The sequence below is a fragment of the Streptomyces sp. NPDC001492 genome (genome assembly GCF_053597275.1).
Window position 1 is genome coordinate 82,343 of record NZ_JBSFHW010000026.1, and the last position, 24,016, is coordinate 106,358.

Annotated in this window: 25 protein-coding genes and 1 pseudogene; 9 read left to right on the forward strand and 17 right to left on the reverse strand. The window is 67.5% G+C overall.

Features of this window, described 5'->3' with window-relative positions; genetic code table 11:
- Positions 1-86 precede the first annotated feature (86 nt).
- Both ACWC1K_RS29955 and ACWC1K_RS29960 read left to right on the forward strand, forming a co-directional pair.
- Entirely contained in the window at positions 87-317 is a 231-nt protein-coding gene (locus tag ACWC1K_RS29955) for a DUF397 domain-containing protein (RefSeq protein ID WP_450835932.1), read from the forward strand.
- Between the two features lie 96 nt (positions 318-413).
- The gene (locus ACWC1K_RS29960; RefSeq protein WP_450835934.1) at positions 414-1,334 is read left to right on the forward strand and encodes a helix-turn-helix domain-containing protein; all 921 of its coding nucleotides are present in this window, start codon (positions 414-416) and stop codon (positions 1,332-1,334) included.
- Positions 1,335-1,349: 15 nt separating this feature from the next.
- Here the strand turns inward: ACWC1K_RS29960 and ACWC1K_RS29965 are convergent, their stop codons facing one another.
- The 5 genes and pseudogenes from ACWC1K_RS29965 to ACWC1K_RS29985 all read right to left on the reverse strand — a co-directional run bounded on the left by ACWC1K_RS29965 (position 1,350) and on the right by ACWC1K_RS29985 (position 5,036).
- Complete coding sequence (locus tag ACWC1K_RS29965; RefSeq protein WP_450835936.1) at positions 1,350-2,168, reverse strand: SAM-dependent methyltransferase; 819 nt, start codon at positions 2,166-2,168, stop codon at positions 1,350-1,352.
- A 470-nt stretch (positions 2,169-2,638) separates the two neighbouring features.
- On the reverse strand, positions 2,639-3,151 hold the full coding sequence (locus tag ACWC1K_RS29970) for a hypothetical protein (RefSeq protein WP_450835938.1): 513 nt from the start codon (positions 3,149-3,151) through the stop codon (positions 2,639-2,641).
- Positions 3,152-3,646: 495 nt separating this feature from the next.
- On the reverse strand, positions 3,647-3,991 hold the full coding sequence (locus ACWC1K_RS29975) for an ArsR/SmtB family transcription factor (protein WP_450835939.1): 345 nt from the start codon (positions 3,989-3,991) through the stop codon (positions 3,647-3,649).
- Positions 3,988-4,524, reverse strand: coding sequence for an SRPBCC domain-containing protein (locus ACWC1K_RS29980; protein ID WP_450835940.1), 537 nt, complete (start codon positions 4,522-4,524; stop codon positions 3,988-3,990). The genes ACWC1K_RS29975 and ACWC1K_RS29980 overlap by 4 nt, the downstream gene beginning before the upstream one ends.
- A 39-nt stretch (positions 4,525-4,563) precedes the next feature.
- A pseudogene (locus tag ACWC1K_RS29985) lies at positions 4,564-5,036 on the reverse strand (hypothetical protein).
- 84 nt (positions 5,037-5,120) lie between these two features.
- On the opposite strand from ACWC1K_RS29985, the gene ACWC1K_RS29990 reads away from it, so the two are divergent.
- Entirely contained in the window at positions 5,121-5,849 is a 729-nt protein-coding gene (locus ACWC1K_RS29990) for an MgtC/SapB family protein (protein WP_450835942.1), read from the forward strand.
- Positions 5,850-6,213: 364 nt separating this feature from the next.
- Here ACWC1K_RS29990 and ACWC1K_RS29995 read toward each other — a convergent pair whose 3' ends face one another.
- The 3 genes from ACWC1K_RS29995 to ACWC1K_RS30005 form a co-directional block, all read right to left on the reverse strand.
- Positions 6,214-7,440, reverse strand: a complete 1,227-nt coding sequence (locus ACWC1K_RS29995) for a CynX/NimT family MFS transporter (protein ID WP_450835944.1) — start codon at positions 7,438-7,440, stop codon at positions 6,214-6,216.
- Between the two features lie 99 nt (positions 7,441-7,539).
- The gene (locus ACWC1K_RS30000) at positions 7,540-8,694 is read right to left on the reverse strand and encodes a hypothetical protein (RefSeq protein WP_450835946.1); all 1,155 of its coding nucleotides are present in this window, start codon (positions 8,692-8,694) and stop codon (positions 7,540-7,542) included.
- Positions 8,695-8,959: 265 nt separating this feature from the next.
- Complete coding sequence (locus ACWC1K_RS30005) at positions 8,960-9,547, reverse strand: cysteine hydrolase family protein (RefSeq protein ID WP_450835947.1); 588 nt, start codon at positions 9,545-9,547, stop codon at positions 8,960-8,962.
- Between the two features lie 211 nt (positions 9,548-9,758).
- Here ACWC1K_RS30005 and ACWC1K_RS30010 point away from each other — a divergent pair, with 211 nt between their 5' ends.
- Positions 9,759-10,427 carry a TetR/AcrR family transcriptional regulator gene (locus ACWC1K_RS30010; protein WP_450835949.1) on the forward strand — a complete coding sequence of 223 codons (669 nt, stop codon included), beginning with the start codon at positions 9,759-9,761 and terminating at the stop codon, positions 10,425-10,427.
- Positions 10,428-10,622: 195 nt separating this feature from the next.
- Here ACWC1K_RS30010 and ACWC1K_RS30015 read toward each other — a convergent pair whose 3' ends face one another.
- Together ACWC1K_RS30015 and ACWC1K_RS30020 are read right to left on the reverse strand one after the other, a co-directional pair.
- Positions 10,623-10,853: a hypothetical protein gene (locus ACWC1K_RS30015; protein ID WP_450835950.1), complete on the reverse strand. Its 231-nt coding sequence runs from the start codon at positions 10,851-10,853 to the stop codon at positions 10,623-10,625.
- Between the two features lie 140 nt (positions 10,854-10,993).
- A complete protein-coding gene (locus ACWC1K_RS30020) occupies positions 10,994-11,500 on the reverse strand; it encodes a MarR family winged helix-turn-helix transcriptional regulator (protein WP_450835952.1) in 507 nt (168 codons plus the stop codon).
- 47 nt (positions 11,501-11,547) lie between these two features.
- Between ACWC1K_RS30020 and ACWC1K_RS30025 the strand changes: the two genes are divergently transcribed.
- Positions 11,548-12,477 carry an alpha/beta hydrolase gene (locus ACWC1K_RS30025; protein ID WP_450835954.1) on the forward strand — a complete coding sequence of 310 codons (930 nt, stop codon included), beginning with the start codon at positions 11,548-11,550 and terminating at the stop codon, positions 12,475-12,477.
- 612 nt (positions 12,478-13,089) lie between these two features.
- On the opposite strand, the gene ACWC1K_RS30030 is transcribed toward ACWC1K_RS30025, so the two are convergent.
- Entirely contained in the window at positions 13,090-14,541 is a 1,452-nt protein-coding gene (locus ACWC1K_RS30030) for a putative glycoside hydrolase (protein ID WP_450835956.1), read from the reverse strand.
- A 315-nt stretch (positions 14,542-14,856) separates the two neighbouring features.
- On the opposite strand from ACWC1K_RS30030, the gene ACWC1K_RS30035 reads away from it, so the two are divergent.
- Positions 14,857-15,891, forward strand: a complete 1,035-nt coding sequence (locus ACWC1K_RS30035; protein ID WP_450835958.1) for a polysaccharide deacetylase family protein — start codon at positions 14,857-14,859, stop codon at positions 15,889-15,891.
- Positions 15,892-16,611: 720 nt separating this feature from the next.
- Here the strand turns inward: ACWC1K_RS30035 and ACWC1K_RS30040 are convergent.
- Positions 16,612-16,848 carry a hypothetical protein gene (locus ACWC1K_RS30040; RefSeq protein WP_450835960.1) on the reverse strand — a complete coding sequence of 79 codons (237 nt, stop codon included), beginning with the start codon at positions 16,846-16,848 and terminating at the stop codon, positions 16,612-16,614.
- A 261-nt stretch (positions 16,849-17,109) separates the two neighbouring features.
- Between ACWC1K_RS30040 and ACWC1K_RS30045 the strand changes: the two genes are divergently transcribed.
- Positions 17,110-17,676, forward strand: coding sequence for a hypothetical protein (locus tag ACWC1K_RS30045; protein ID WP_450835961.1), 567 nt, complete (start codon positions 17,110-17,112; stop codon positions 17,674-17,676).
- Between the two features lie 238 nt (positions 17,677-17,914).
- Here ACWC1K_RS30045 and ACWC1K_RS30050 read toward each other — a convergent pair whose 3' ends face one another.
- Complete coding sequence (locus ACWC1K_RS30050) at positions 17,915-18,973, reverse strand: alpha/beta hydrolase (protein WP_450835963.1); 1,059 nt, start codon at positions 18,971-18,973, stop codon at positions 17,915-17,917.
- 289 nt (positions 18,974-19,262) lie between these two features.
- On the opposite strand from ACWC1K_RS30050, the gene ACWC1K_RS30055 reads away from it, so the two are divergent.
- Positions 19,263-19,586, forward strand: a complete 324-nt coding sequence (locus ACWC1K_RS30055) for a hypothetical protein (protein ID WP_450835965.1) — start codon at positions 19,263-19,265, stop codon at positions 19,584-19,586.
- Positions 19,587-19,660: 74 nt separating this feature from the next.
- Here ACWC1K_RS30055 and ACWC1K_RS30060 read toward each other — a convergent pair whose 3' ends face one another.
- The 4 genes from ACWC1K_RS30060 to ACWC1K_RS30075 form a co-directional block, all read right to left on the reverse strand.
- Complete coding sequence (locus ACWC1K_RS30060) at positions 19,661-20,416, reverse strand: class I SAM-dependent methyltransferase (RefSeq protein WP_450836028.1); 756 nt, start codon at positions 20,414-20,416, stop codon at positions 19,661-19,663.
- A 215-nt stretch (positions 20,417-20,631) separates the two neighbouring features.
- Positions 20,632-21,009: a VOC family protein gene (locus tag ACWC1K_RS30065; protein ID WP_450835966.1), complete on the reverse strand. Its 378-nt coding sequence runs from the start codon at positions 21,007-21,009 to the stop codon at positions 20,632-20,634.
- 191 nt (positions 21,010-21,200) lie between these two features.
- Positions 21,201-21,701, reverse strand: a complete 501-nt coding sequence (locus ACWC1K_RS30070) for an N-acetyltransferase family protein (protein WP_450835968.1) — start codon at positions 21,699-21,701, stop codon at positions 21,201-21,203.
- 146 nt (positions 21,702-21,847) lie between these two features.
- Complete coding sequence (locus ACWC1K_RS30075) at positions 21,848-22,681, reverse strand: PIG-L family deacetylase (protein ID WP_450836030.1); 834 nt, start codon at positions 22,679-22,681, stop codon at positions 21,848-21,850.
- Positions 22,682-23,461: 780 nt separating this feature from the next.
- On the opposite strand from ACWC1K_RS30075, the gene ACWC1K_RS30080 reads away from it, so the two are divergent.
- Complete coding sequence (locus tag ACWC1K_RS30080; RefSeq protein WP_450835969.1) at positions 23,462-24,007, forward strand: S1 RNA-binding domain-containing protein; 546 nt, start codon at positions 23,462-23,464, stop codon at positions 24,005-24,007.
- Positions 24,008-24,016 lie beyond the last annotated feature (9 nt).

Genomic DNA, 24,016 nt, shown 5'->3' on the forward strand with positions numbered 1-24,016 from the left:
AGAGGAAGACAGGCACCGCACGCTGCGGCCCGCACCCGCGGGGCGAGGGGCGGTCGGTGTGACGGGACACATGCAAGGAGAGCGCCATGCCGTCAGTTCAGAATGGGGTGCGGGCCAGTTCGCTGGGCGTGGAGTGGATCAAGAGCCGTCACAGCAACGCCGAGGGAAATTGCGTCGAAGTGGCCGCCTTGCCCGGCGGGGGCATCGCCGTGCGCAACTCCCGTGACCCGCATGGACCGGCGCTCGTCTACACGCCGGTCGAGGTGGCCGCCTTCCTCGCGGGAGCGAAGGACGGAGAGTTCGACCACCTGCTGTGACACTGTGACCGCCGACCGCTTCGGCCGAGGCATGCCCGGGCAGACGGCAACAATGCGATAATGCGGACTGCCCATATCTGCCCACGGGGAGTCACGATGCACTCCGAGTCACCGCGCATCTCCCGCCTCGAACCGTATCTGAATCGCACCGAGCCCGCTCCGACGTTGCTGAAGATGCTGGTCGGGGTGCAGCTGGCGGGAATCCGCGAGGACGCCGGCCTGGCTCAGGAGCAGGCCGCCCGTGCCGTGGGGTTCAGCCCCGCGAAACTGTCGCGCATCGAGGCGGGCAAGGGCCGCCGCCCGCCCACCGAGGGCGATGTCCGAGCCCTGCTGGAGCTGTACAAGACAGGGGACTACGAGACGTCGGTGCTGCTGCAGTTGTTGCGGCGGGCCGGGGAGCCGGGATGGTGGCAGCGCTTCGACAAGCGGCTGATGCCGGAGTGGTTCGACCGGCTGGTCGGCCTGCAGGAAGCGGCTCAAGCGATCCGCACGTTCGAAATCCAGTACGTTCCGGGACTGCTGCAGACTCCGGCCTACACCCGCGCCGTGGTGGAGCGCGGCCTGCCCTCGGCACCGGCCCGCGAGGTGGAGCGCCGCGTCGAACTCCGCACACGGCGGAGCAAGTTGTTGCAGCGTGCCGATGCGCCCGGGCTGTGGGCGATCGTCGACGAGTCGGTGCTGCTGCGCGTCCTGGGCAGCCGCGAGGTGATGCGCGGGCAGCTGGAGCACCTGATCACGATGGCACAGCTGCCCCATGTGACGATCCAGATCGTCCCCTTGGACGTGACGAACGCCTCGGCACCGGCCATCCCGGTCACCTACCTGCGCTTCGGCGGCCTCGACCTGCCTGACATCGTCTATCTCGAGCACATCAGGAGCGCCACCTTCCTGGAGGATCGCGACGAGACGGAGGAGTACCGGGTGACTCTGGACCGGCTGGGCGACGAGGCCCTCAACCCCCGCGAGTCGCTTGCGCTCCTGCGCGACACCGTCGAGCGGCGCTACGCGGGGGCATGACCCCCGCGCGCCTCACTACCGGAGCCGGCCCACCCCGCCGAACTCGATCCACTCCTGGGTGAGCTGCCGCGGCGCCGCTTCGTTGTCCGGCCGCCAGGTGGACACCTCCACCAGGCCCGGCTCGAGGACGTCCGTCCCCTCGAACCACTCCGCGACGTCCTTCTCCTGCCGCACCCGGCCCCAGTGTCCCTGCGTGGCCTGATCCATGAAATCGGTGACGAACTCCCGCACCTTGGCGTCCTCGCTGACCAGCTGACACATCACCAGACAGCTGCCGGGCACAAGCCGTTCGGCCACGCGCCGCACCACCGCCGGCGGTCCGTCACTGTCGCTGTCCGGGATGCAGTGGAACACCGAGTTGAACAGCACCGCCACCGGCTGCGAGAAGTCGATCAGCCGCTGGGTGTCGGGGTGGGAGAAAATCGCCTCGGTCTCACGCAGGTCGGCCTGGATGACGGCGGTGCGCTCGTTCTGCTCCAGCAGCGCCCGGCCATGCACCAGGACCATCGGGTCGTTGTCGACGTAGACCACTCGCGAGGCCGGATCGACCTGCTGTGCCACCTGGTGCACGTTGTTCTGCGTCGGCAGCCCTGATCCGTGGTCGAGGAACTGACGCATGCCGTACTCCCGCGCCAGCGTCCCCACCACCCGCTGCAGGAAGCGCCGGTTGTTCAGCGCCAGCGCCCGCGTGCTCGGGACCACCTTGTCCAGTTCCTCGCAGGCAGCCCGGTCGACGGCGTAGTTGTCCTTGCCGCCCAGGTAGTAGTCGTACATGCGGGCGGCCGTCGGGACCGTCGCATCAATCTTCGTCGACAATTGCTTTCCCGACTCCATCGTCGCCCCCACTCCCGCACCATCCCGGCGTACCAGCATGCAAGTCAATACATCCTAGAGACACCACAGTTGGCCCAACCACCCCATTGATCAAAACCTTGCTGAAACTGCAGCCACAGCAGGCTCAGCCGCCCCAGGGGTACGTCGGTAGTCCAGCCAGCTGGCGACTTACAGGCCCAGAAGGACGCCGAAACCGGTCCCGGGCGGAGGTGGGCGCTGTCCGGCGCTCGTGGCCGGGCCGACCACACCAGCAGGATGGGGCAGGGGGCGTAATCAAGGGCTCCGCCGGGTTCCTGCGCTGCCGCTGCGTCGCCACCCTCAGACCGCGCACGATCTGTGCGGTGAACAACCCCAGGAACAACGTGCGTCGCGGAAGCTGCGGGCGGTCGAGCGTTCCGCACCGGCGGCTTCCCGTATCGCGCAGTTCGCCGACAGGGGGACGACCGCCTCGGTCAGGGCGGCGGCGCCACTCAGATCGGGCGCGCAGAGGAGCCTGACGTTCCGGCCGGCGACCGGCTTGAGGACTTCGGTCGCTTGGGCCCGCCCAGTGGAGCGATCGAGTGACGCCGACGGCGGACGCGGAACCACAGAACGACCGCAGCGGCAGCCAGTGCGACGACTCCGCAGACCGCGATCGTCGGGTTGACCCAGGCGGGGACCAGGTCCGCGTGCGCGTTGCACATGTCGTGCAGCGGGAAGATCTTGCTGAATTCGGCGGCGTGGGAATGCCGGTACGCCTCGTCGTATCGTTCGTGGTGGACGAAGAGGCACGTCTTGCGGGTGTCCAGGCCGGTGGCGAACAGGCCTCGGATCCATGCGGCGACGCCGACGAAGAGCGCGACGGAGCACAGGCGCGTCCACCACATGGGGCGCCACCACGAGCCGTCCCGTGCGCCGGTGACGAGGCGGAACACGTTCCACGCGTTCCACACCAGCCATGCGCCGAGTACGGCGATGACCGTGAGGAGTCCTAGCGCCTTCATGCCTTCTTGCCTAGCTCTCTGCTGCGTTCGGCCTCGTCATGGCTTCTGCTTCTCCGTTCCCATGCGGGCGACCAGCGCGTCGACGAAGCCCTGCTCGATGTTTCTGAGCATGTCGTAGCCTCGTAGCTTCTCCTCGACGACTTCGCCGGCTCGTCGCCGTCAGCGTAGACGGCCAGACGGGCGTTCCCTGCGGCGTCCACGCTCCTGCTCCGGCGGTAGCGCGGGTGAGCCGGCGCCGAGGTCGCTGCCATGACGCCGGCGAGACCGCAGCGCATAGGCGAGTTGTGGGTCTGTGTCAGCGGCGATGATCCCTGCCGATGTGGTCGAGGCGCCGTTCGCGACTCCGCCCCGGGGGACGGCATTGAGTTGGCATACTTGGCGATCACGTGCGGCCTCGGCCTGACCCGAACCCGCGCCGCCAGCCAGTAGCCGTACGTCGCGCCCGAGTTCCGGCCGGAATCGCCCCGGCAAAGCCCGGCGTTGGCGTACTGCCGTTCAAGAGGGCTCTTCCTGCTCCGCGAGGTCCTTGATCGCCTCGAGGCGGCGGTCCCACTGGGCAGCTAGGGCGTTCAGCCAGTGGGTCGTACGCTCCAGGGGTTTCACGTGCGCTTCGTAGCGGACTTCCCGCCCTGTGCGGTGGCCGCGGACCAGGCCGGCGCGGTTCAGGACGGCCAGATGCTTGGCCACCGCCTGGCGTGTCACGGGGAGCGCTGCGGCGAGCGAGGTGGATGTCGCGCCGCCTTCACTGACGAGGGCATTGAGGATCTGGCGGCGGATCGGGTCGGCCATCGCCAACAGGACTTCCTCGAGAGCCTGTTCGCCGTCGTGTGTGCCGGTCATGCCCCGCTGTGCTCACACTCTGCGCGCAACAGGTCGAGTTTGCCGGGCCAGTTCAGGCTGTTCGCGCGCCGACGGTCAGCCGCCTCATCGGTCGGCAGCGCGAGGCGCGCGAAGCCCGTCTCGGTCATCGTCAGCCGGGTGCCTGCCCCTGCCTCGTCCACGGTGAGGGTGAACTCGACGAGCGTGGCGCTGGAGTCCGTCGGTTCTTCGCCTGCGGCGCCCTGCGACCAGCGCCAGGAGAAGGTGTGCGGCGGCTCGACCGTCTCGATACGGGCAGGGAGGGCACCGTGAACGCCGTGGTCGAACAGCAGCAGCCCGCCCGGCCGTAGGTCGATCTTCACGGGCTCCCCGCTGCCGAACCACTCCCCCAGGAAAGCCGGTTCGGTCAGCACCGACCAGACCCGTTCCATGGAAGCGTTGATCACGATGGTGCGTTCGATGGAGTCGGGAATCACGGCAACCTCATCTCGTCCGAATGCGCTACCAAACGGTTGCACATCCGCCATCGAATACGCAACCGGATGGTTGCACATATGGAGGCCGAGCCTACTTGGATGGCGATGCCGCACGCGTCACAGAGCGGCCAACGGCGCGACATCGGCGGCACGTTCGCCGGTGACGAGGGAGACAACCCGGCGGCCGACCGACACCGCCTGGTCGGCGAACCACTCGCAGGAACGGGCCGCCAGCGTGAAGTCGGCCGCCGTCGCCACCCAGTCCTCCCACCGCTCGTCGAGAAGCCGCTGGAACACCGCACGGTGCACCTCGTCCACACGGTCGTCGTCCTGACCGCTCTCTCGGGAATACGCAGCCTGGTCACCTTGGCCGCGTGCGGGGCCAGCTCACCCGCGCGCTCCAGATCGGCGCTCATCCGTAGCGAGGTCACCCCGACGCGCAGGTCGATCGCGGTCGGTTGCTGCCGCACCGGTACGGCGGTGACGCCCTCGGCCAGAAGAAGGTCGGCCTCCGTCCCGACTCCCTTCCGACCCCGCTCGCGACCGGCCGAACTGCCAGATGCACCCACGCGTCGCACTGGTGTCGTCATCGTCCGTGGCCGTGTCCCGTCGCACGGGTCACAGCCTTGGCGTCCGCCGTCGGGGTAGACGCCCTGCGTGGACGGGAGGTGCGCATGACCGGACTGGCGGTCCCGCTGTGGGACGTGGACAACGGACAGGGCCTGCGTCAGCTGGCCGAACTGGGGCTCGCCCTGCTGCTGTCCAGCCTCATCGGCTGGGAACGGGCGGCCCAGCAGAAGAGCGCGGGCCTGCGCACCCACACCCTGGTCGGGATCGCCAGCGCCCTGATGATGGAGGTCTCCCAGCACGGCTTCACCAACGTGCTCGGCCTGGACAACGTCTCCTTCGACCCCTCCCGGGTGGCGGCCCAGATCGTCTCCGGTATCGGCTTCATCGGCGGCGGCCTCATCTTCGTACGACGGGACGCCGTCCGCGGTCTGACCACCGCCGCGACGATCTGGCTCACCTGCGCGGTCGGCATGGCTTGCGGAGGCGGCCTGCCCATCCTCGCCTGCGCCGTCACCGCCCTGCACTTCCTCGTCGTACGGGGCTATCCCCTGCTGGCCGACCGTCTGATACCCGGAGCGACCGCATCGGCCTTCGAACTGCGCATGACGTACCGCACGGGCACGGCCCTGCTGCCCCAGCTCATGGAGACCTGCACCCGACGCGGCTTCCGCATCCTCCAGGTCAAGGTCGACCGCCTGCCCGGCAGAACCGACCCCGCCGCACGCGTCCTGCTCGAACTGGAGGGCACCGCCGACGCCGGCCCACTCACCGCCGAGTTGTTCCAGAACGACGGCGTGATCGACGTCGAGATGACCGCGGCCACCGACGAATAGTGCGAGCACCTTGTGCACGTATCTGCTGTCCTCGGGTCTGCAGCAGATGGCCGATGGGGTCTGCCGTATACCCGCCGAGTCCGGTGTCCGCCGCGCTCGGCTGGTTTACCGTGCAGGGCGGTTGTCCGGGCGCCCGGGTGTCGCCGTGGTGCCCTGCGGAACACCGAAATACGGCAGCGGCGGTGCCGGAGTGGTACGACGCCTACCGCTGGGTGCCGTTGAGGAGAGTTGCGTTGTTGTGCTGGAGGCCGGAGCTCGTGTCCATGACCTCCGTGGCCTTGCTGCGGACCGGTGACGGTCACCAACTCGCCTTCCGACAGGGCGTTTCCACCTCGACACCATCCAATGCGTCGCGGCCCGTGCCTCAGGTGTGGCCAGCAGGTACGCGGACGCGGTCCTGTGGGAACCCTGGGGCTGAAACAACGAAACCGTTTCGTGCCGCTTTCATTCCTACGGTGGCTTCCGGTACGACCACGCCGAGCAGCAGCAACAGCGGGAGGGTCCAGCCGCCGCTTGCGCTGTGGAGGAGACCGATCGTCAGCGGCCCGGCGCCTGCGAGGAGGTATCCGCTGGTCTGGGCCATGCCCGACAGGTGTGCGGCTGTCTGCGGGTCCGGGGAGCGCAGGGTGAGCAGGGTGATGGCCAGCGGGAAGGCGCTGCCGGTGGCGAGGCCGAGCAGGATCACCCACAGCCATGGGGTCTGCGGGGCGAGGAGGATGCCGGAGAGCGCGGTGATCTTCAGGATGGCGATGGTGATGACCAGGGGTTTTTGGTCTTCGAGGCGAGCGGCGAGAACGGGGACGAGGTAGCCCATGGGGATACCGATGAGCAGCATCACCGACATCATCGTTCCGGCCTGCGCGGGGTGCACCCCGGCGTTCTGCATGATTTCGGGCAGCCAGGACACCAGGACGTAGAACGTCAGCGACACCAGGCCGAGGAAGGCGGCGACAGCCCAGGCGAGCGGGGATCGGCTGACGGTGGGGCCGTTGGTGCGCTTGGGGCGTTTACGGCGTTTCCCGTCTCCGGGACGTGCGAGGGGTCCCCACAGGATGGTTCCGGCGGCTGAGGGGATGGCCCATACGGCGAGGGCGATACGCCACCCTGCGGCGCGGTCGAGGGGGACGGCGAGGCCGGCGGCAACGGCGCCGGAGGCGGCCATGAGGGTCATGGCGAGTCCGGTGAGGGAACCGACGCGGTGGGCGAAGTGCTGTTTGACGACTACGGGGAGCAGGACGTTTCCGATGGCGATTCCGGCTCCGGCCAGCACAGTTCCGGCGAACAGGGCCGTTGCGGAGGGCATCGTACGCAGGAGGATTCCGGTGGTGATGAGGGCGAGGGCGAGGGTGATGGCGCCTTCGGTTCCCATGCGGCGGCTGAGGGGTGGTGCGAGGGCGGCGAAGATGCCGAGGCACAGGACCGGGAGTGTGGTCAGAAGGCTGGTGGTGAAGGCGCCCAGACGGAAGGTGCGTTGGAGGTCGGTGAGCAGGGGGGCGATGCAGGTGATCGCGGCGCGTAGGTTGACGGTCAGGAGTACGAGTCCGGCCAGTGCCCAGATGCGGGCGGCGCGAAGGGTGAGCGACGTGCGCATGAAGTTTCCCCGTTGACATGGCAGCGGCTCCCCCTTGAGTCGGTAGGGGGAGCCGCTGGTGTTGCGGGCCGCCAGGGGTGTCCCCGCGGCGCGGGTGGGTCAGGCGTTGATGAGGGCCTGCTTCGCCTTCGTCTTGGTGTGGAAGGGGCAGGCGTTGAGGGCCGCTGCGTTCGCGGTTGCGTTGGTGTCGCCGAGGAGGGTGAGGATTTCCTGACTGAGCAGGTCGGGCTTGCCCTTGAGGGCGTCGGCCAGCTGCTGGTCCTTGGAGAACACCATTTCGGCGGCGATGTTGTCCATCACGATGCGGGCGAGGTTGTCGAGTGCGACGTGGACCGCGTTGGGGATGGAAGGCGCCTCGCAGACGAGGTCGATCAGGTGGCTGTCGACCATGCCCTTGTCCATCAAGTGCTTGATGATGATGGAGTTCTGGTTCAGCTCGGACGTCGTCCACATCGACAGGACAACCACGTACAGCTCGTGCCAGGCGTCCGCGCCGACCTTGTCCTTCCAGCGGCCGAACAGGTCCTTGACGGCTTCGATCTGGACTTTCGCGGCCCAGTACATGTTCGTTTTGATGTCGTCGGCGATCTTCCCGGTGAACTTCTGGAAGCCGGGCATGTCGAAGGTACGGCGCCGAGTGATCTCGTTGATGTAGGTCAGGCCGGCGTCGAGGATGTGAGCGCAGGACGTCTTCAGGTCGGCGGGGAGGTCTGCGTCCTCCAGTGAGCGCCGTGCGGCGTCGAGGTCGGTGCCGAATGCCTGGAGCGGGGTGATCCAGTCCGTGTTCGAGGGTCCGGCGTAGGCGACCAGTTGGAGGTCGCGGGCGTCCATGTCGGTCTGTCCCGCCGGGACCTTGGGGTCCAGGGACGGTGCGATGACGGAGAAGATGCCGAGCGGGACGTGCGCGACGGATTTCGCCAGCTGGAAAATCTGCGAGATCGGCTCTTCGACGAACTGCTGGCCCTGGTGGACCAGGGTGTATTTACCGCCCTGCATACCGTTTTCCACGACGATGACCGGACCGAGTTGCTGGAGGACGTTGGCCCGCAGCTTGTCGTAGTTGGTGCGCATGTCGGTGTCGACCTGGAGGATGTTCTTCCTCGCGGTCGCGGTGTCGGCGGCCGTGTCTCCGTTTCCGGCGGGAGTGGCCGCGTCGGCAGCCGTGGCGCCTGCCGCCTGTGAGGCGGTGCCGGTGAGGAGAGTAGCGGCTGCGGCGGTGCCTGCAGCGCCGATGAAGTTTCTACGCGTGGTCACGTGCTGTTTCCCCCAGCTGCGATTTTTACGTCTCTGACCGGGCATTCCGCCGGGGTCAGAGATGACGGGTTTTTGTCGCGCCCGACGAAAAAAGACGCTACTGCCCCCAACTGGCTGGAAAATAGGAGTTGATGACACAGGGATCACACATCGGTGCTATGCGAACATATAAACCGGATGGAATGGTTTCGGATGCATGACCAAAAAAAGGGGCGCCCGAGCTGAAGCCCGGACGCCCGCTCTGCGCGTCGCGCAGGAAGGTGTATTACGACAGGTCGGAGACCGAGGAAACCACCACCCCGTAGAGTTCCGTGATCGTCGCCAGGGCACTGTCGTGGATCTGCTGCGCGGTGAGGGCGGTGCCGCCGCCCCTGACGCGCGTGGACAGGGCGCGGGTGCCACAGGCGTTCGCGACGACAGTCGGGTGCAGTCCTTCCAGGAAGGCGCCCTGGGCGGTGAACAGGATGCACATGTTGCTCATGAACCCGGCCAGGATGACGTTCTTGCGGCCGGTCTTCTCGATCTGCTGAGCCAGGTCGGTGTTGTGGAAGGCGTTGGGGACGGACTTGATGACGCGGCCCTCACCGTCCACGGGCGCGACCTCAGCGATGATCTTTCCGCCCTCGGAGTCCAGGTCGTAGCCCTGGTCCTGGACGTGGATGACGGGGGCGCCGGCCTCGCGGGCGGCAGCAAGGAGCTTCCTGCCCTCGGCGATGGCCTCGGCATGACCGTCCAGCTCCATGACGCCATCGGTGTAGGTGTTCTGGAAGTCGACCAGGACCACCACGGCGTCGGCCAGGGAGGCGGGGGTCTCGTCGAAGCCGTTCAGTTCGCGCAGGGTCGTCGTAGCCACGGGGAAAACCACCTTCGTATTTCGGGCCGGATGTCGTGCCATGAGGGGGGTGATCGCCCCGCGTCGCAGCCGGGCCACCCCATGGCGTTTACGACGCTAACACATCTCGTAAACGACGCTATCTTCAGACTGAGGTTTTGCGGTGTCCACGGCACAGGACCCCCAGCTCACGCATGTAAGCGGAACTAGCACCTGCTGTTAACATGCATGCATGACGACGGCCCGAGAGCGCATCCTGGAAGCGACCACGCAGCTACTCGCCGAGAGTGACGCGCTGGCCATCTCCACACGCGCCATCTGCGAGCGCGCCAAGGTGGGCGGCCCGGAGATCTACCGGCAGTTCGGGGACAAGCAGGGACTGCTCGCGGCGGTGGCCGATCTCGGCTTCGAACGTTTCCTGGCCAACAAGAGACGGAATCCCCTTACGGCCGACCCCGTCGCGGACTTGCGTACGGCATGGGACAGCCACGTCGCGTTCGCCCTGGCCAACCCTCACCTGTACCGGCTGATGTTCACCCCCAGCGGCGAACCCAAGCCGCAGGCGGTCAAGGAGGCCCAGAGCCTCCTTCTCGAAGCCCTGAGGCGCTGCGGTGACGCCGGGCGGCTGCGTCTGGCACCCGAGTTGGCCGGACAGTCGATTCTGGCCGCCAACGTCGGTGTGTGCCTGATGATGCTGTCCTACCCCGAGCTGTTCGGGAGTCTGGACATCTCACAGGCGGTGCGCGACGCCGTGATCGGAAAGGTCACCGGCGACGAGCAGGAAGACACCCGGATCAGCGCCGCGACCGTTCTGGCCCGCGCGCTGGCCGGAACCCTCACCGGTACCGCGCCCGTGGACAGCACCACCATCGAGCAGGTGGCCCGCGCCCTCGCCACCTGAAGGTGCGGCACGCAACACGAAGCCCCCACCGGCTCTTGGGCGTCACTGTTGGTGGCGTCGCTCTTGGATTCGACACGTTCACCGCTGAGCGTGCCATGTCTCCCATGGGGCTGCGCCCTTCCCGCTCGGTTCCCCGAAGCAGCCTCGAACCAGCCCTCGGCCGGCTCCCCACGTGCCGCTCGAACACGGCAAGGATCAGCCGGGCGCCGTGGCACTGTTGCCGATCTTGTACCCGGCGGGCGAAGCCTCCAGCGCATCGAGCACCGGCTCGCACTGCTCCAGCCCGGCCACCCACCGCCGGTCCGCGGTCGCCGTCGACCGCGCCGCGTCGAACGCGGCCTCGGCCCGCTCCAGTTCATCGGGCAGGAACATGACCTGCACGCCGGCGAAGTCGAGGTTCACCTCCCCCAGGGAGGTGACGTCCACCTTTCCAGCGGATCCAGCGTCGTGTCGTCGTCCAGGCTTGCGTACGGGCGCCGCTCCACGTTCACCAGCTCGTCGTACAGCTCTTTGAGGATCGCCGGCGTCGGCCTCGCGGGGCCATGTCAAGCAGTGCCGCGGTCCCCTCAGCCCGGCTGGCCGTGGGAGCCCGCTTCGAGAGCCGCGCGAAGGGTGGCCAGGGTTGCGGCGATGCGGGTCAGCTCGCCAGGGGGAACCGCCGCGGTCAAGGAGATGAGTGCGCTTTCGACAATGGGGCGGGAAGCGGCCACCCGCTTCTTGCCCTCCGATGTGAGGCGGAGAACGGACGAGCGGCGGTCCTGAGGGTGCGCGACCCGCAGGCACCAGCCCGCAGCCACCAGCCGGTCGACCGCCTTGCTGACGGCCCCCACGGTGATCGCCAGTTCGCCCACGATGTCGAGCACGCGGCACCCCGGCACGCGGTCGATGACCTCCAGAAGCTCGAACTGCCCCAGGCCCAGCCCTTGCTCGGCGCGCAGCCGGGCGCTCACCGCGTTGTAGAGCCGGGTCTCGACGCGGACGAGGTCGGTGAAGATCGGGGTGACGTGGACCACAAAAACCTCCAGTAGATTCCTGGGAATCATCTTCCTTGGAATCCGGTTGGACTCGGACAAGTGGATTCCCAGGAATCCATCCTTGCACCCCGACCAGGAGGCCCGAGATGTCCCGACAGCAGCGCGACGCCCTGGATGCCATGCTCCGTTCCGCCCCTCGCAGCGAGGAGCGGCCCACTCTCGAGCAGCAGCGCAGCGGTTTCACCGCGGCTCTCACCCGTCCCGCGCCGGAGGGTGTGGCCACCCGCAGGACCGTCCTGGGCGGGCGGCCGACCCTGGAGCTGGAGCCGGCCAAGCTCTCCGGCGGCGGCCGGCTGCTCTATCTGCACGGCGGCGGGTACATCGTCGGCTCACCGGACACCCATGCAGGGCTGGTCGGCGAACTGGCCCGCCGCGCGGGGCTGCGAGCGATGTCGGTGGATTACCGGCTGGCACCCGAGCACCCCTTCCCCGCGGCCGTCGACGACGGGCTCGCGGCCTATCGCGAGCTGCTGGCGGCGGGTACCGACCCACGGGACCTCGTCATGGCCGGTGACTCCGCCGGTGGCGGTTTGAGCATCGCCACGCTGCTCGCGGCCCGGGAGGCCGGGCTGCCGCAACCAGCCGCCGTGGTCGTCTTCTCCCCCTGGGTCGACCTCACCCTCGCCGGAGGAAGCATCCGCTCCAAGGAGGGCGCCGATCCCATCTTCACCGAGGCCGACTTGCGCGACTACGCCGATCTCTACGTCGGCGCGGGCGACCGGGCGCACCCCTTGGCCAGCCCGGTGTTCGCCGACCTCACGGGACTGCCCCCACTACTCGTGCAGGTCGGGGCAAACGAGGTGCTGCTCGACGACGCGGTCCGGCTGGCCGGCCGCGCGGGCGCCGACGACGTCGAGGTCACGCTCGAAGTCGGGCCCGGCCTCCCCCATGTCTTCCAGCACCATTACGGCCGCCTCGACGAGGCGACCGCCGCACTCGACCGCGCCGCCCGCTTCCTCACCGCCCACCTGGGCACCGGGCAGCCGGGCGCCGACCGTCTCGAACCGGTCCACTGACGCGTCACGTCGACGACCTGGCGCGCGCCGAGCCCGTGGTCTCCCTCGACGGGCCCGACAGCTGTCCCTGCGTCAGCCCAGGTTGATCGCAGGCCATCGAAACTTGATTGGCGTGGGTCGCCGTCGGTCGTCGAAGGGCGCCGCGCGTTCGGCCCGGAGGGGCAGGGTCAGGTCATCGCAGTTGAGGAATCCAGCTGTGTGGGGAGTGATGGTTCTGGCCAGGTGGGTGCTAGAGCGGCCGTTGCCTCTGCTCCAGTCGTCGTTGCCACGGATGATCGTGCCCATCGCTTGGGCGTATGGGAGGCTCCCCTGCCGGTCGGGCTCCGGCAGCTCCAAGCGGTCGCAGAGTCACGGGAGTTGGGCGGCGAGCTGCTCATGGTCGTGGGCCAGGGCGTCAGCCCGGAACTGAATGGCGGAGACTGCCTCTCGCTGACCGCATCTGAGCTCCCTCAGGTGAAAGGGGTCGAACCGGCGCAGCGGTGCGCGACAGTCGCGCCTGAGCGCGCCGGTCTTTCGGGACAGCGGTCGGTCGGCCCCATGGCACTTCGTCGTCGCCATCTGCGCGGTGCGCTCCATCCCCCGTCATGACCTGTCACGCCCGTAGACCGACCGCTATTTCAGGGTGCTCAGTGCCGTCCCTTGATACGTGGCTCCGGCGTTCCAGAGCAGGAAGGAGTTCATGCCGTCCCCGGCCGCCGCTCTGATCTGGTCGGCGACTTCGGTGGGGCCGTAGTGGACGCCCAGGGAGAAGTCCTGGAGCCAGGGGACGACCGTGGCCCTGGTGCCCTTGACCTGCTTGGCGAAGTCGGCCAGCGACCGGTTGACGATCTCGTACGGGCTGGCGTTCGGACTGGCGATCCCGTACTCGCCGGCGGCCCAGTGCGAGGGGTAGACCATGGGAGCGATGTAGTCGGCGTGGCGGGCCATGGCAGGGATGTCCTGGGCGATTTCGGTGGGCCGGGTGGCGGCGATGCCGAAGACCGAGACCCCGAGGTATTTGCCTTCGGGCTGGATGCGGCGCTGGGTGTCGGCGACGAACTCGGCGATGGACTGTTCGGGGGTCTGGTCGCCCAGGCCGGGGAAGCGCAGTGTGGAGAGCTTCCCGTCGGGGCGGCGCACGTAGTCGTACAGGATGTCGTCGAAGCCCAGCTTCGCCGCTTCGGTGGCCAGGGCGATGTTGTACTGGCGGACCTCGGGATCGGCGAAGTTGGTGAACGAGAGCGTGCCGTAGTGGCCGCCGTCGTACGGGCTGCCGTCAGGGGCCTGGACCAGGCGGTCGTCCTTGCCCTGGCGGTGGGACGCCTGGGCCAGGATGGGATCGCGGAAGGCGACGATGCGGCCGATGACGCGGGCTCCCATGCCGTGCAGGGTGTCGATCACCTTGCGCGCGTCGTAGCGGTTCTTCACGGCGCCGATCTCGCGGGCCAGGGGCACGGAGGAGTCGTAACCGACCTCGCCGTTTTCGTCCTTGATGTCGAGCTCGACGGCGTTGAGCTTCTTGTCTTTGACGAGCTGGAGAACCGGGTTGCGGACCTCGGACGAGGACCAGCCGATGGCGGTCAGGTGCGCGGCCCGGGTGAGGGGATAGGGCGCGACCGCGTTCACGTGCTCGCGGGTGACGTTGCCGGCCTCGTCCCTGGCCGCCACCTCGATACGGGCGGGGGGCTTTTCGAACCGGCGGGAGAAGGTTCCGTCGTCGCCGACGGGCACGGGCGCACCGGCTATGGAGACCTTCACCTGGCCGGCGTCCTCGACCCGGCCGCGTACCGTCACCGGTGCGCCGGGCCCGGTGGCCCGGACAGGTGACAGCCGCAGTTTCGGGGCGGTGGTGTCCACGACGAACGTCCGGGACATGTCATCCAGGAACGGCAGTCCACTGGGGGATGTGGCCGTCAGTTCGTGCTTCCCCTCGGCGAACGAGGGGATGTCGAGGATGAGCCGGCCGTCGGCTTGGTGGGTGTGCACCGGATTGCCGTCGAGCCGCACCTCCAGCTCGGCCAGGTCGGCCCCTTCCTCGGCTGTGATGGCAAGGCGCGGATTGCGGACGTCGGCTCGGCCCAACACATCCTTGCTGCTGAGCCCTTCGAACCGGAGCCGGCTTGATGAGGCCTGTATCGCGAAGGCCCCGACCGCCGCGCAGACCGGGACCAGCACGGAAATGGCTATGACCGTGAATCGCGTTCGGAGTCGTTTTCCGCGCATGTTCACTCTGCCGTTCTCGAAAAAGGGTTCCTTGCGATATGGCATAGCCGCCACGCCGTTCACCGAAGAGGTTCCGGGCGGGTAATCATGCATTCGGCCTATCGTGCCGGGTGTGCACCGCGCTGTTGCCCGAGGCTTGGAGGCGACGGGAAGCATCTCGTTCACTCCGGAGGCATCATGCGTCAAACCCACCGAAGCGGCACCGCCGTCGTCGTCGCATCGGTCATTCTGCTGGCCACGGCCTGTTCGGCAGCTCAATCCCCGCTGGAAGGGGGCCAGGACGGGCCGTCAGTACGGGCGCGCGAGGCCGGGCAAGCAGCGGTTGCCGACCCGGCGACGGTGCAGGCCAACGAGCTCGGTGCGGTCCCGGTGCTGATGTACCACCAGCTGGTGGCCGAGCCCAGGAGTGTGTACGACCGCACGCCGCAGGACTTCCGCGCCGAGTTGGAACGGCTGGCACTGGAGAAATACGTACCTGTCACCGCACGGGAGTTCAGCAGTGGGAAGATTGACATTCCCGCCGGCACTCATCCTGTGGTGCTGACCTTCGACGACTCGACGGTCACCCAGTTCCGTCTGGGTGCGGACGGCCTGCCCGCGTCCGACACCGCGGTGGGCATCCTGCTGGACGTCGCCCGGAAGTACTCCGGATTCCGCCCCGTGGCCACCTTCTTCGTCAACGCCGACCCGTTCAGCGAGCCGGGCGGCCGAAAGTCGTTGGACTGGCTCGTCAAACACGAATTCGAGGTCGGCAACCACACCCTGCGGCACACCGCCCTTGGGACGGTGGACGACGACACCGCCCGGAAGGCCATCGCCGACAACCAGAGGGCGATCACCCAAGCCGTGCCCGGCTTGTCCGTGGTGTCGATGGCACTTCCCAACGGTTCGATGCCCCACTCCCGGCAACTGGCCCTGCACGGAACGGCCGACGGTGTGCGCTACCAGCATCAGGGCGTCTACCTGGTGGGAGCCGACCCCGCTCCTTCCCCCTTCTCGACCGCCTTCGACCCGGGCGCCATCCCGCGGATTCGCTCCCAGGCGGCGACCGGCCCAGAAGCCCAGTTCACCTCGACGGTCTGGCTGGACAAGCTCCGCGACGGGACGGTCAAGCGGTACACCTCGGACGGAGACCCGCAGAAGATCAGCTTCCCCAGGTCCGAGGCGACCCGCCTCGCCCCGGCTCACCAGCAGGCCGCCCGGCCGTACTGAACGGGGAAAACAGGATCCGAACTTCAATGGTCAAAGAGGGCGGCAGGACGAAGACGTCGCCGTTACGGTGCATGGACACAAGCGCAGCTTCAGCGGCTGCGCGAGCCGCCCTCAGGCTGGGAGGCGTCCCGGACACCTGCCTCGAGGCAAGCGAACGCCTGCCTCGGTCCGAGGCGGCCCGCCTCGCCCTACGAACGCGAGCCCCGCGGCCAGTTCGCGGGCGGCTACAAGTCCCAGATGCAGGCCTTCGCTGCAGGAATGGCCACGGATGCCCGCCCTGGCGATCGCCGACCGGATCGGCCGGCCTTACTCGCTGCCGGGCGCTGCGCAAGCGGCTCGCGCAGATCCGACCTGCGTACACGGGCATCGAGCCGGTCAATCGCGTCACCTGCGAACCGGTCAGGTCGCCCAATGCGACCGGTCCACCTCACAGAGGGCCGCACGCTCACCGGCGACTCCTCCGGACCCGGGCCCGACGCGAGCTGCCGGCCAATGACCTGGCCGGACGGGGAGTGAGCCGTCACAGAGTCCACCAGCAATACAGGCCCAAGTCCGCGGCGCGAGCCCGTCTGGCGACGCCGACCAGGGCCTCCAGGGCCACTGCTGCCGCCGCCGTATCGAGTCCGACGACCCCGCCTGCTGCGGACCAAGCCTCGGTCGCGGCCACAAGGTCCTCCCCGGAGGCGGAGACCAGGACATCACACAGCGTGTCCGACACGGTCAAGACGAACGGGCTGTCGACGTCCTCAGAGGACAACCGCTGTCCCACCCTCGGGCGCCGGCTTGCCTCTTCATAACTGCAGCCGGACACACGGCCTCGACCTGGGCTATGGCATCGACCGGATCGATGTCCTTGAGGAAGATCACGTCCAGCGCTGCACGGACCGGTACGCCGGCCTCGATCACGGCAACGGCTGACTCATCATCGGCGGCAGAGAAGTAGTCAGCGTCTGGCATGCCACGGATTCTGACACCGCCACTGACGATCGACCTCTACGGACCTCGACCGTAACCTCGCACAGCCGGGGGTCGGTCGCGGCCGAAGAACAGGTCGGCGTCGCCGGGCTCGAAACGGGCCAGTCCCCGGTGGGGCGGCCCGGGGTCTTCGTCCAAGGCTCAAGGCTCAGGGCTCCGCAGCCCCCACCGCGGCTGCCTGCGACGCCGGAGCCTGCTGAAAAATACCGTTGAAGCGGACGAGGCAGCTGAGAACCTGTCGCCATGACGGACAAGGCAGGCGGCCTCGAAGGTCAGACGGTTCACCCGGGCAAGTACGCACGGGTCGAGAGGGAGAGACGGTTCTTGCTGGCCAATCCGCCCGAGCCGTGCTCGGTCGCCGTCAGCCGTGTGATCACCGACCGGTATCTGCTGGGAACACGACTGAGACTACGGCGTGCCGAATTCTCGGACGGCCGCTACGAGCTCAAGCTCACCCAGAAAGTCCCGGTCCCTCGGCTCGGCGGCGTTCAGGGCCTGATCACGAACACGTACTTGTCGCCGGCCGAGTACGAAGTGCTCGCCTCGCTGCCGGCCGCGCTGCTGTCCAAGGTCCGTTTCAGCGTCCCTCCGTTGGGCGTTGACGTTTTCGAGGGCCGCCTTCAGGGTCTGGTGCTCGCCGAGGCCGAGTTCACCACCGACGAGGAAGCGCAGTCCTTCGTGCCTCCTGCTGAGTGCGTGGTGGAGGTGACCAACGACGCCCGCTTCACCGGTGGGCGCCTCGTCCGGTCCTCCCGCCAGGAGCTGCTCGGATGGTTGGCCGAATACGGCATCCATCCGGCTGGTCCCTAGTGGTTGCGGGTCAGGACGTTGGTGACGGCGCATAGTGGTGGGCAAGAGTCATCTTGCTCCATGCAGCGAAGGGGCGTCCGTGGCGCCGAAGTTGAGGGCCGGGTTGTGTGCGGCGATCCAGACGCCTCGGCCGACGCGCCTGTCGTCCCGCCATCCCTGGCCAGCACAGGTGGGTGCTGCGCACAGTGGGCTTTCGCTGGTGGAGCAGTGGCCCGCACGGCAGTGGCCCGCCCGGCCTTCAGCGCGGTGCGGACAGCCATTGGCTGAGCCATCCGAATGCCGCGGGGTACTCGGCCGACCACGTGTTGTAGTTGTGCCCGCCGCTGGGCAGCACCAGAGTGCGGACCTCCACCGGGGTGTCCCTGGCGGACGCCTGGAACGTCTCGATGTACGACGGCGGGCTGAACCGGTCCTGCCGCGAGGTCGCCAGGAAGAGCCTGACGCGGGCCTTGGTGTGCCGCACCAGGTACGTCGGGCTGTTGAGCCTGCGCACGGCCGGATCCGGCAGGACGGACTCGTCGCCGGTCAGCGGATCGGGGTCGAGGGCGGCGCCCGCCCCGAAGACCTTCGGGAACTGCAGGGGCAGTTTCGCGGCGCAGAACCCGCCGGTCGAGAAACCCATCAGGCCCCAGCCGCGGGGGCCCGGCAACGTGCGGAATTTGTGGCTGACGAGGTCCGGGACGTCGGCCGTCATCCAGGTCGCCACCTTGCGGTTGGGCAGGTCGCTGCAGTCGGTGTCCACGCTGCCCGGGTTGACCACCGGCATCACCAGGATGAAGGGGTGCACCTTGTTCTGCTTGAGCAGATCCGCGAACGCGCCCGGCATACCGCCATGCTCCAGCCAGGATTGCGGCGATCCCGGGACACCGTGCAGCAGCATGATGACCGGGAACCGCTTCTTCGCGTAGGCGGCCTCGTGGTACTGCGGCGGCGTCCACACGAGCACCTCACCGGACAGCGCGGATCGCCGGCCGTGGAAATACGTGTCCAGTACGCCGCCCTTGGTGCTCTTGCTGAACTTCGCCCGGTGGACTGGAGGCCCGGGCATCGCGACCGCGTTGGTGTTCGCGTTGCCGAGCAGGTCGTCCCAGGACGCATACAGGCCGTAGCTGTTGTTGATCCAGGTGGCCACGACGCCGATGGCCGTGAGCTGACACAGGCCGATCATGACGGCGTGCACGAGCCAGCGCAGCGCTCTGGGCCCACGCACCTTCGGCCACAGCGCAATCGCGCCGACCATCATCACAACCGTCGCGACGATGAGTACAGCGAAGAATGACGTGCTGGTCAGGGACACACAACCACCTCCCGCTACCGCCTTGCCCACACCCCCCTGAGCAAGAGGGATCTTCGCGATCAACGGTTCCCTGGAGCAGTATCGGGAGACGCTGGCAGAGGACCTCCGCCCGCCCCGACCCGCCACCCAGCCCGGCATCCGCACCCGGATCCCCCGGCAGGGACCCCTTCGTATCGCTCATGTCGGTGTCGACAGCGAGGTGATGGCCCAGAAAGATGTTCGCGCATGCTGACGTCACCATCGGGGTTTCGGTGTCAAGCTGGATGTGCTCAGTAAAGGAGCACCCCCGATGCCGCCTGGCCAGTCGAAAGTCGAGTTGTACGCCGCGCTGCGGCACGACTCCCGCGATGGCATGTCGAACCGGGCGTTGCAGTGCCAGTACGGAGTCACCTGGAGCACGGTCAACAAGGCCCTGACCTCGGCTTGGCCGCAGCCACGCACGACAACCGCTTCGGCGCGGCCGTCGAAGCTGGATCCGTTCACGCTGCTGATCGACGAGATCCTGCTCTGTGATCTGGACGCGACCAGGAAACAGCGCCACACCGTCACCCCGGATCTACCGCCGTCTGATCGACGAGCACTCCTCGTCCGAGGCGTTGCGTTGACCACTTGAACCCGCGCCGATGAGAGGGCGCAAGCGTCCTGCGAGCAACCGCGCGGTCCGGCCGAGGACTGAGAGTCCGGTGCTTATGCCTTGCTCGCGACCACCATGTAATTCTCGGCCTCAAGATCGAACGTGCTCAGTTCCGTCTGGAGTCCGACCCGGTGCAGCTCGACTTCGAGTTCCTCGTACCGGTAGGGCCAGCAGGACAGCAGTTCCGAGCGGACAAGAACCAACCCGGTCGCATCAACTTGCGCGATCGCAATCTCGATGTGGTGCTCCTCCTCCCAATGCGGCGCAATCTCCCAGCGGTAGACCACGACCGCATCGCGACCGTTCCGGCGGACGAGTCGGTCACTGATCTCCAGCCGGGAACCTCTGGCCCTCACGAGTTCCCAAGTGCGGGATGTGAGTACCAAGCGCCCGCCGGGGCGCAGAAGCCGTGACATCGACTCCAGAGCAGCACCCCTGCCTGTCGCGCCCGCGGCGTGGTGAAGCGAGTTGCCAACGCAGAACACCATGTCGAACGTGTTGTCCTGGAAATGGTCGGGCAACTCTTCCCAGTTCGCCCGTACGGCCCGGACGGATGCCCCGAACTCCTCAGACAACTCCGCGGTCCGACGAACCATCGCCTCGCTGGCGTCAGTCGCGACAACCCGCATGCCACGACCAGCGAGGCCAACCGCCAACTGTCCGGTTCCGCACGAACAGTCGAGGACGTGAGCGTTCGACGGCAGGAGCTTGAGGACGTCGTCGAACGACGCAGCGAACTCGGCTGGAGGCAACTTTGCATCCGAGATGAGCCATTCGTACACCTCGGCAAGCACGTCATAGCCTGTCACAACCACTACCTCCGTCACGCGGCAGACTCACGGTAGGGCGTCAGTCCATCAGCGGAGCAAGCCGGGCACCAATGGTTTTCGCAAGGGCCAGTCGAAGGTCGCGTTGTATGCCGCGCTGTGGCGTGACGCTCGCGAGGGCATGTCGAACCGGGCGCTGGAGCGCAAGCTGGCTCATCTGGATCCGGCCCTCACGGACGTCACCAGGCAACAGGTGATCAACCGTTCGCCCGCTCCGCCGCGCTGCGTTCCACACAAAATTCGTTGCCCTCTGGGTCATGCAGCGTCACCCACCCGGTTCCGTCAGGCCTTCGGTGATCTCCCTGAAGCGTGGCGCCGAGCGAGAGAAAACGCTCGACCTCCTCGTCCCGGGTGCGGTCCTGGGGCTGGAGATCCAGATGTACACGGTTCTTCACCGTCTTGCGGTCGTCGACCCTCACGAACAGCAAGGTGGCGGCAGCCGTCGTGACCATGGCTTCCGGGTCGCCGGGAAAGTCGTCATCAGCCAGCGAGCCGTCCAGGGCCTGAGCCCAAAAGCCCGCAAGAGCGTACGGGTCCGCGGCATCGATGGTGATGTGCCGTATCAGAGAACTCATGCCCCAAGCCGATCATGAATCCCTCCCACCGTCCAGAGGCGGCCGACCTCGAAACCGACCGCCTCACCAGGCCCGCTCCAGCCATGCTCGAGGACACGCCCTGGTCACCCACGAACCACAAGAAGCTGCCTGCGCTCCGCACACCAGGAAGACCGACACCCGGCCGTCGAAAACCCTCACACCGTCATGGGTCAGGCGCTCGCAGGGGTGCCCGCCCTCACCTCGGGCGGGCGCATCATGAAGACGTCGACCGGATCTTCGGCTTCCACGACGAAACCATGACGCTCATACAGCCGCCGGGCAGCGCTGCCCCGCAAGACGTTCAAGCCCACCGTCACACCCTGCGCATCCGCCCGCTGCAATACCGTGCGCAACACCGCAGACCCCAGCCCGCGGCCCTGACAGTGCGGAGCCAGGTAGAAATGCTCCAGCCACAGCCTGCCTTCGGCGGGCCGTACGGTGACACATCCCGCAAATTCACCGCCGAGCATGATGACCGACGTGTGCTGCGGGGAAAAGGAGTCCCGCAACCGCTGCCGCACCCGGTACTCGTCATAGCGCCCCAGGCGCTCCAAATCCGCACGCATCACCGCGGCCCGCAACTCCGCGATCACCTCGACGTCCGCCGCCACCGCACCACGCAGCACCCAGCCCCCGTGGCCCGCCGACGCGGACCCGGCAGACACCGCCATCCCTGAACCCCCGTCCCTCCCCCACACACCACCACCCACGACCGGAGTATCCCAGCCCACCCACCCGCCGGAGACACCCACGCCCGTCAACAGAGGTTCGTTCGCGTGCAGATCGATGCGCTGTCCCGGCCGGTCGGAGGGGCGGATCAGCGCAGCCCGGCGAAGAGATCGTTCTCGGGTACGGCCGCTCCGGTGGCGTCCTGGACACGTACAAAGGTCTCCACGCCCATCAACCCGCCGAACCGCTCCTTGCCCATCTTGAGGAAGAAGATGTTCTCGCCCTGACTGGCGTGCGCGGCCAACGCGTCGAACTTCTGGCCGCTGAACCCGGTCGTGTCCACCCACGTGGTGATCTCGTCGTCGGGGAGGCCGATCTCGGCCATCGCGTCGGCCTCGGCAGAATCCGGCTCCGGCATGTTCTCGCCGAACTCGCGCATGACCTCGCCGAAGCGCTGCATCATCGAGCGGGGCGCGGTTGTCCAGTACACCTTCGGTGCCAGCTCGCTCATCTCCACCGCCGCCATGGTGATGCGGTGGGCCTGGATGTGGTCGGGATGGCCGTAGAAACCGTTCTCGTCATAGGTGACGACCACATCAGGTCGGTAGTGCCGCATGAGTTCCGCAAGGCGGGCCGCGCCTTCCTGCACGGGGGTCTGCCAGAAGGACCCGGGCGCGTCGTTGCTCGGCCAGCCCATCATCCCGGAGTCGGCATAGCCCAGCATCTCCAGATCGCTGACCTTCAGCACATCACAGCTCGCCTCGAGTTCTTGACGACGCATCAAAGCGACTGCCGCCGGATCGTGCCCGGGCTCGCCCGGCTTGACACCTCCCGGTCCGTCACCGCAACTGCCGTCGGTACACGTCACCAGAACCGTGCGGATGCCTTCCGCGGCATACCGGGCAAGGACCCCTCCGGTTCCGGTGGCTTCGTCGTCGGGGTGGGCGTGCACTGCCATCAGTGTCAAGGGCCGGTCAGTCATGAAAAAGTCCTCCATCAGAAATATGTCTTGCTTCACATAGCGCGGCAGCCGTGCCGCGATCTTGAGGCCCGGATCCTGCGGGGACGGACGATCTTGCGTCCTCCATGCCCCTACGGCGCCGACCCCTCGGCCGATGCAACCGTGCCGGCCGACCGGCTGTTCCCGCCGCGGGCGCTCTGCATTCCCGACGTCGGCGTCCCACGCGAACGAGTCACCGGCGCGAGCCCGTGCCTGTCCCCGCCAGGTACAGCCACACTGGCGGCGGCACCTTACTGGCTCCACGAGGCCAATGACAGTCGTAGAGAAAGAGGGTCATTTCCGGCTTGGTCGCGAAGGTGGTGTCCTCGCGGAGACCCGCCGCTCGGCAGCGGCCCGACCCGCCAGCCCCTGAGCGCGAGAGGTACGACTCCCGTTCCGCCGCCGTATCCGCAATTCGCCCGCTGGAGCAGCTCTCCACCTCCCGGCGCACTCACTCCTGCGTCGGCGACGGCCACTCCGGACGCTGCAGATCCCTGGTCGGCACCTGAGCGCATCAACGGAAGCCACCGGTCCTGGCGTGCCCAGGTCACTCTTGGTAACCCCGGCTGTCAGAACATTCGGAATGCCTCCTGAATCATGGTGATTCATGCTCTCGGCGTTCTTGTGCAGGGCGGAACCCCCAACGCCTGCAGGCCGCGACCAGGAGTTCCCCGAACGGACAACCTCGGCCCCAGCAACACCATCCGACTATGACCGACCGGACCCACCCCGAATCGCGGCCGAGCCTGCCATGATCCAGCTGTGCCCGAATACTCCTGGCCCGACTGGGGGAGCGACAAGGACTACGAAACCCGCGTCGTAGCCGCCTGGCCCGACACCGTTCACAACCTCCCCGTAGGCACCGCGGTCACCGGCGAGGTCGTCGGCCGCCGGCCATTCGGCGTCTTTCTCGCCATCGACCACCGCCCCGAAGCCATCGGCCTGGCCGAGATCACCGCCATGCCCCGGTGCATGGAACTTCCGCGCGTTGGAGAGCCCGTCGCCGGACTCGTCCTGTGGCATGCCGACCACAACCACCAGGTCAAGATCAAGCTCACCGAGTGGGACGAACACGCAGATCTGCTGACTTCATTCGCCGACATGATTGGCCAGACTGTCGGTGGCCAGGTCACCAAGCCGGCGCCGATCGGCGCCTTCGTCCGAGTCGCGGACTGCGTCGAAGGACTCATCCGACCAGAAGAACTCCCTGAGACGCCTGTTGTGGAAGGGCAGGAGTTGATGGTCGTGATTCTCGGCGTCGACCTGGAGCGGTATCGGATCCTCCTGGCCGCACCGAACGGACGTTGAGGGGAGGCG

What these genes read in the sequence shown, in the direction of transcription:
- ACWC1K_RS30040 (WP_450835960.1), bottom strand. Translation starts at nt 16,848, where the DNA reads ATGCCAGACGCTGACTACTTCTCTGCCGCCGATGATGAGTCAGCCGTT.
- ACWC1K_RS30075 (WP_450836030.1), bottom strand. Translation starts at nt 22,681, where the DNA reads ATGACTGACCGGCCCTTGACACTGATGGCAGTGCACGCCCACCCCGAC.
- ACWC1K_RS29980 (WP_450835940.1), bottom strand. Translation starts at nt 4,524, where the DNA reads ATGTGCAACCATCCGGTTGCGTATTCGATGGCGGATGTGCAACCGTTT.
- ACWC1K_RS29960 (WP_450835934.1), top strand. Translation starts at nt 414, where the DNA reads ATGCACTCCGAGTCACCGCGCATCTCCCGCCTCGAACCGTATCTGAAT.
- ACWC1K_RS30055 (WP_450835965.1), top strand. Translation starts at nt 19,263, where the DNA reads ATGCCGCCTGGCCAGTCGAAAGTCGAGTTGTACGCCGCGCTGCGGCAC.
- ACWC1K_RS30045 (WP_450835961.1), top strand. Translation starts at nt 17,110, where the DNA reads ATGACGGACAAGGCAGGCGGCCTCGAAGGTCAGACGGTTCACCCGGGC.
- ACWC1K_RS30010 (WP_450835949.1), top strand. Translation starts at nt 9,759, where the DNA reads ATGACGACGGCCCGAGAGCGCATCCTGGAAGCGACCACGCAGCTACTC.
- ACWC1K_RS29970 (WP_450835938.1), bottom strand. Translation starts at nt 3,151, where the DNA reads ATGAAGGCGCTAGGACTCCTCACGGTCATCGCCGTACTCGGCGCATGG.
- ACWC1K_RS30065 (WP_450835966.1), bottom strand. Translation starts at nt 21,009, where the DNA reads ATGAGTTCTCTGATACGGCACATCACCATCGATGCCGCGGACCCGTAC.
- ACWC1K_RS30035 (WP_450835958.1), top strand. Translation starts at nt 14,857, where the DNA reads ATGCGTCAAACCCACCGAAGCGGCACCGCCGTCGTCGTCGCATCGGTC.
- ACWC1K_RS29965 (WP_450835936.1), bottom strand. Translation starts at nt 2,168, where the DNA reads ATGGAGTCGGGAAAGCAATTGTCGACGAAGATTGATGCGACGGTCCCG.
- ACWC1K_RS30025 (WP_450835954.1), top strand. Translation starts at nt 11,548, where the DNA reads ATGTCCCGACAGCAGCGCGACGCCCTGGATGCCATGCTCCGTTCCGCC.
- ACWC1K_RS29995 (WP_450835944.1), bottom strand. Translation starts at nt 7,440, where the DNA reads ATGCGCACGTCGCTCACCCTTCGCGCCGCCCGCATCTGGGCACTGGCC.
- ACWC1K_RS29955 (WP_450835932.1), top strand. Translation starts at nt 87, where the DNA reads ATGCCGTCAGTTCAGAATGGGGTGCGGGCCAGTTCGCTGGGCGTGGAG.
- ACWC1K_RS29990 (WP_450835942.1), top strand. Translation starts at nt 5,121, where the DNA reads ATGACCGGACTGGCGGTCCCGCTGTGGGACGTGGACAACGGACAGGGC.
- ACWC1K_RS29975 (WP_450835939.1), bottom strand. Translation starts at nt 3,991, where the DNA reads ATGACCGGCACACACGACGGCGAACAGGCTCTCGAGGAAGTCCTGTTG.
- ACWC1K_RS30070 (WP_450835968.1), bottom strand. Translation starts at nt 21,701, where the DNA reads ATGGCGGTGTCTGCCGGGTCCGCGTCGGCGGGCCACGGGGGCTGGGTG.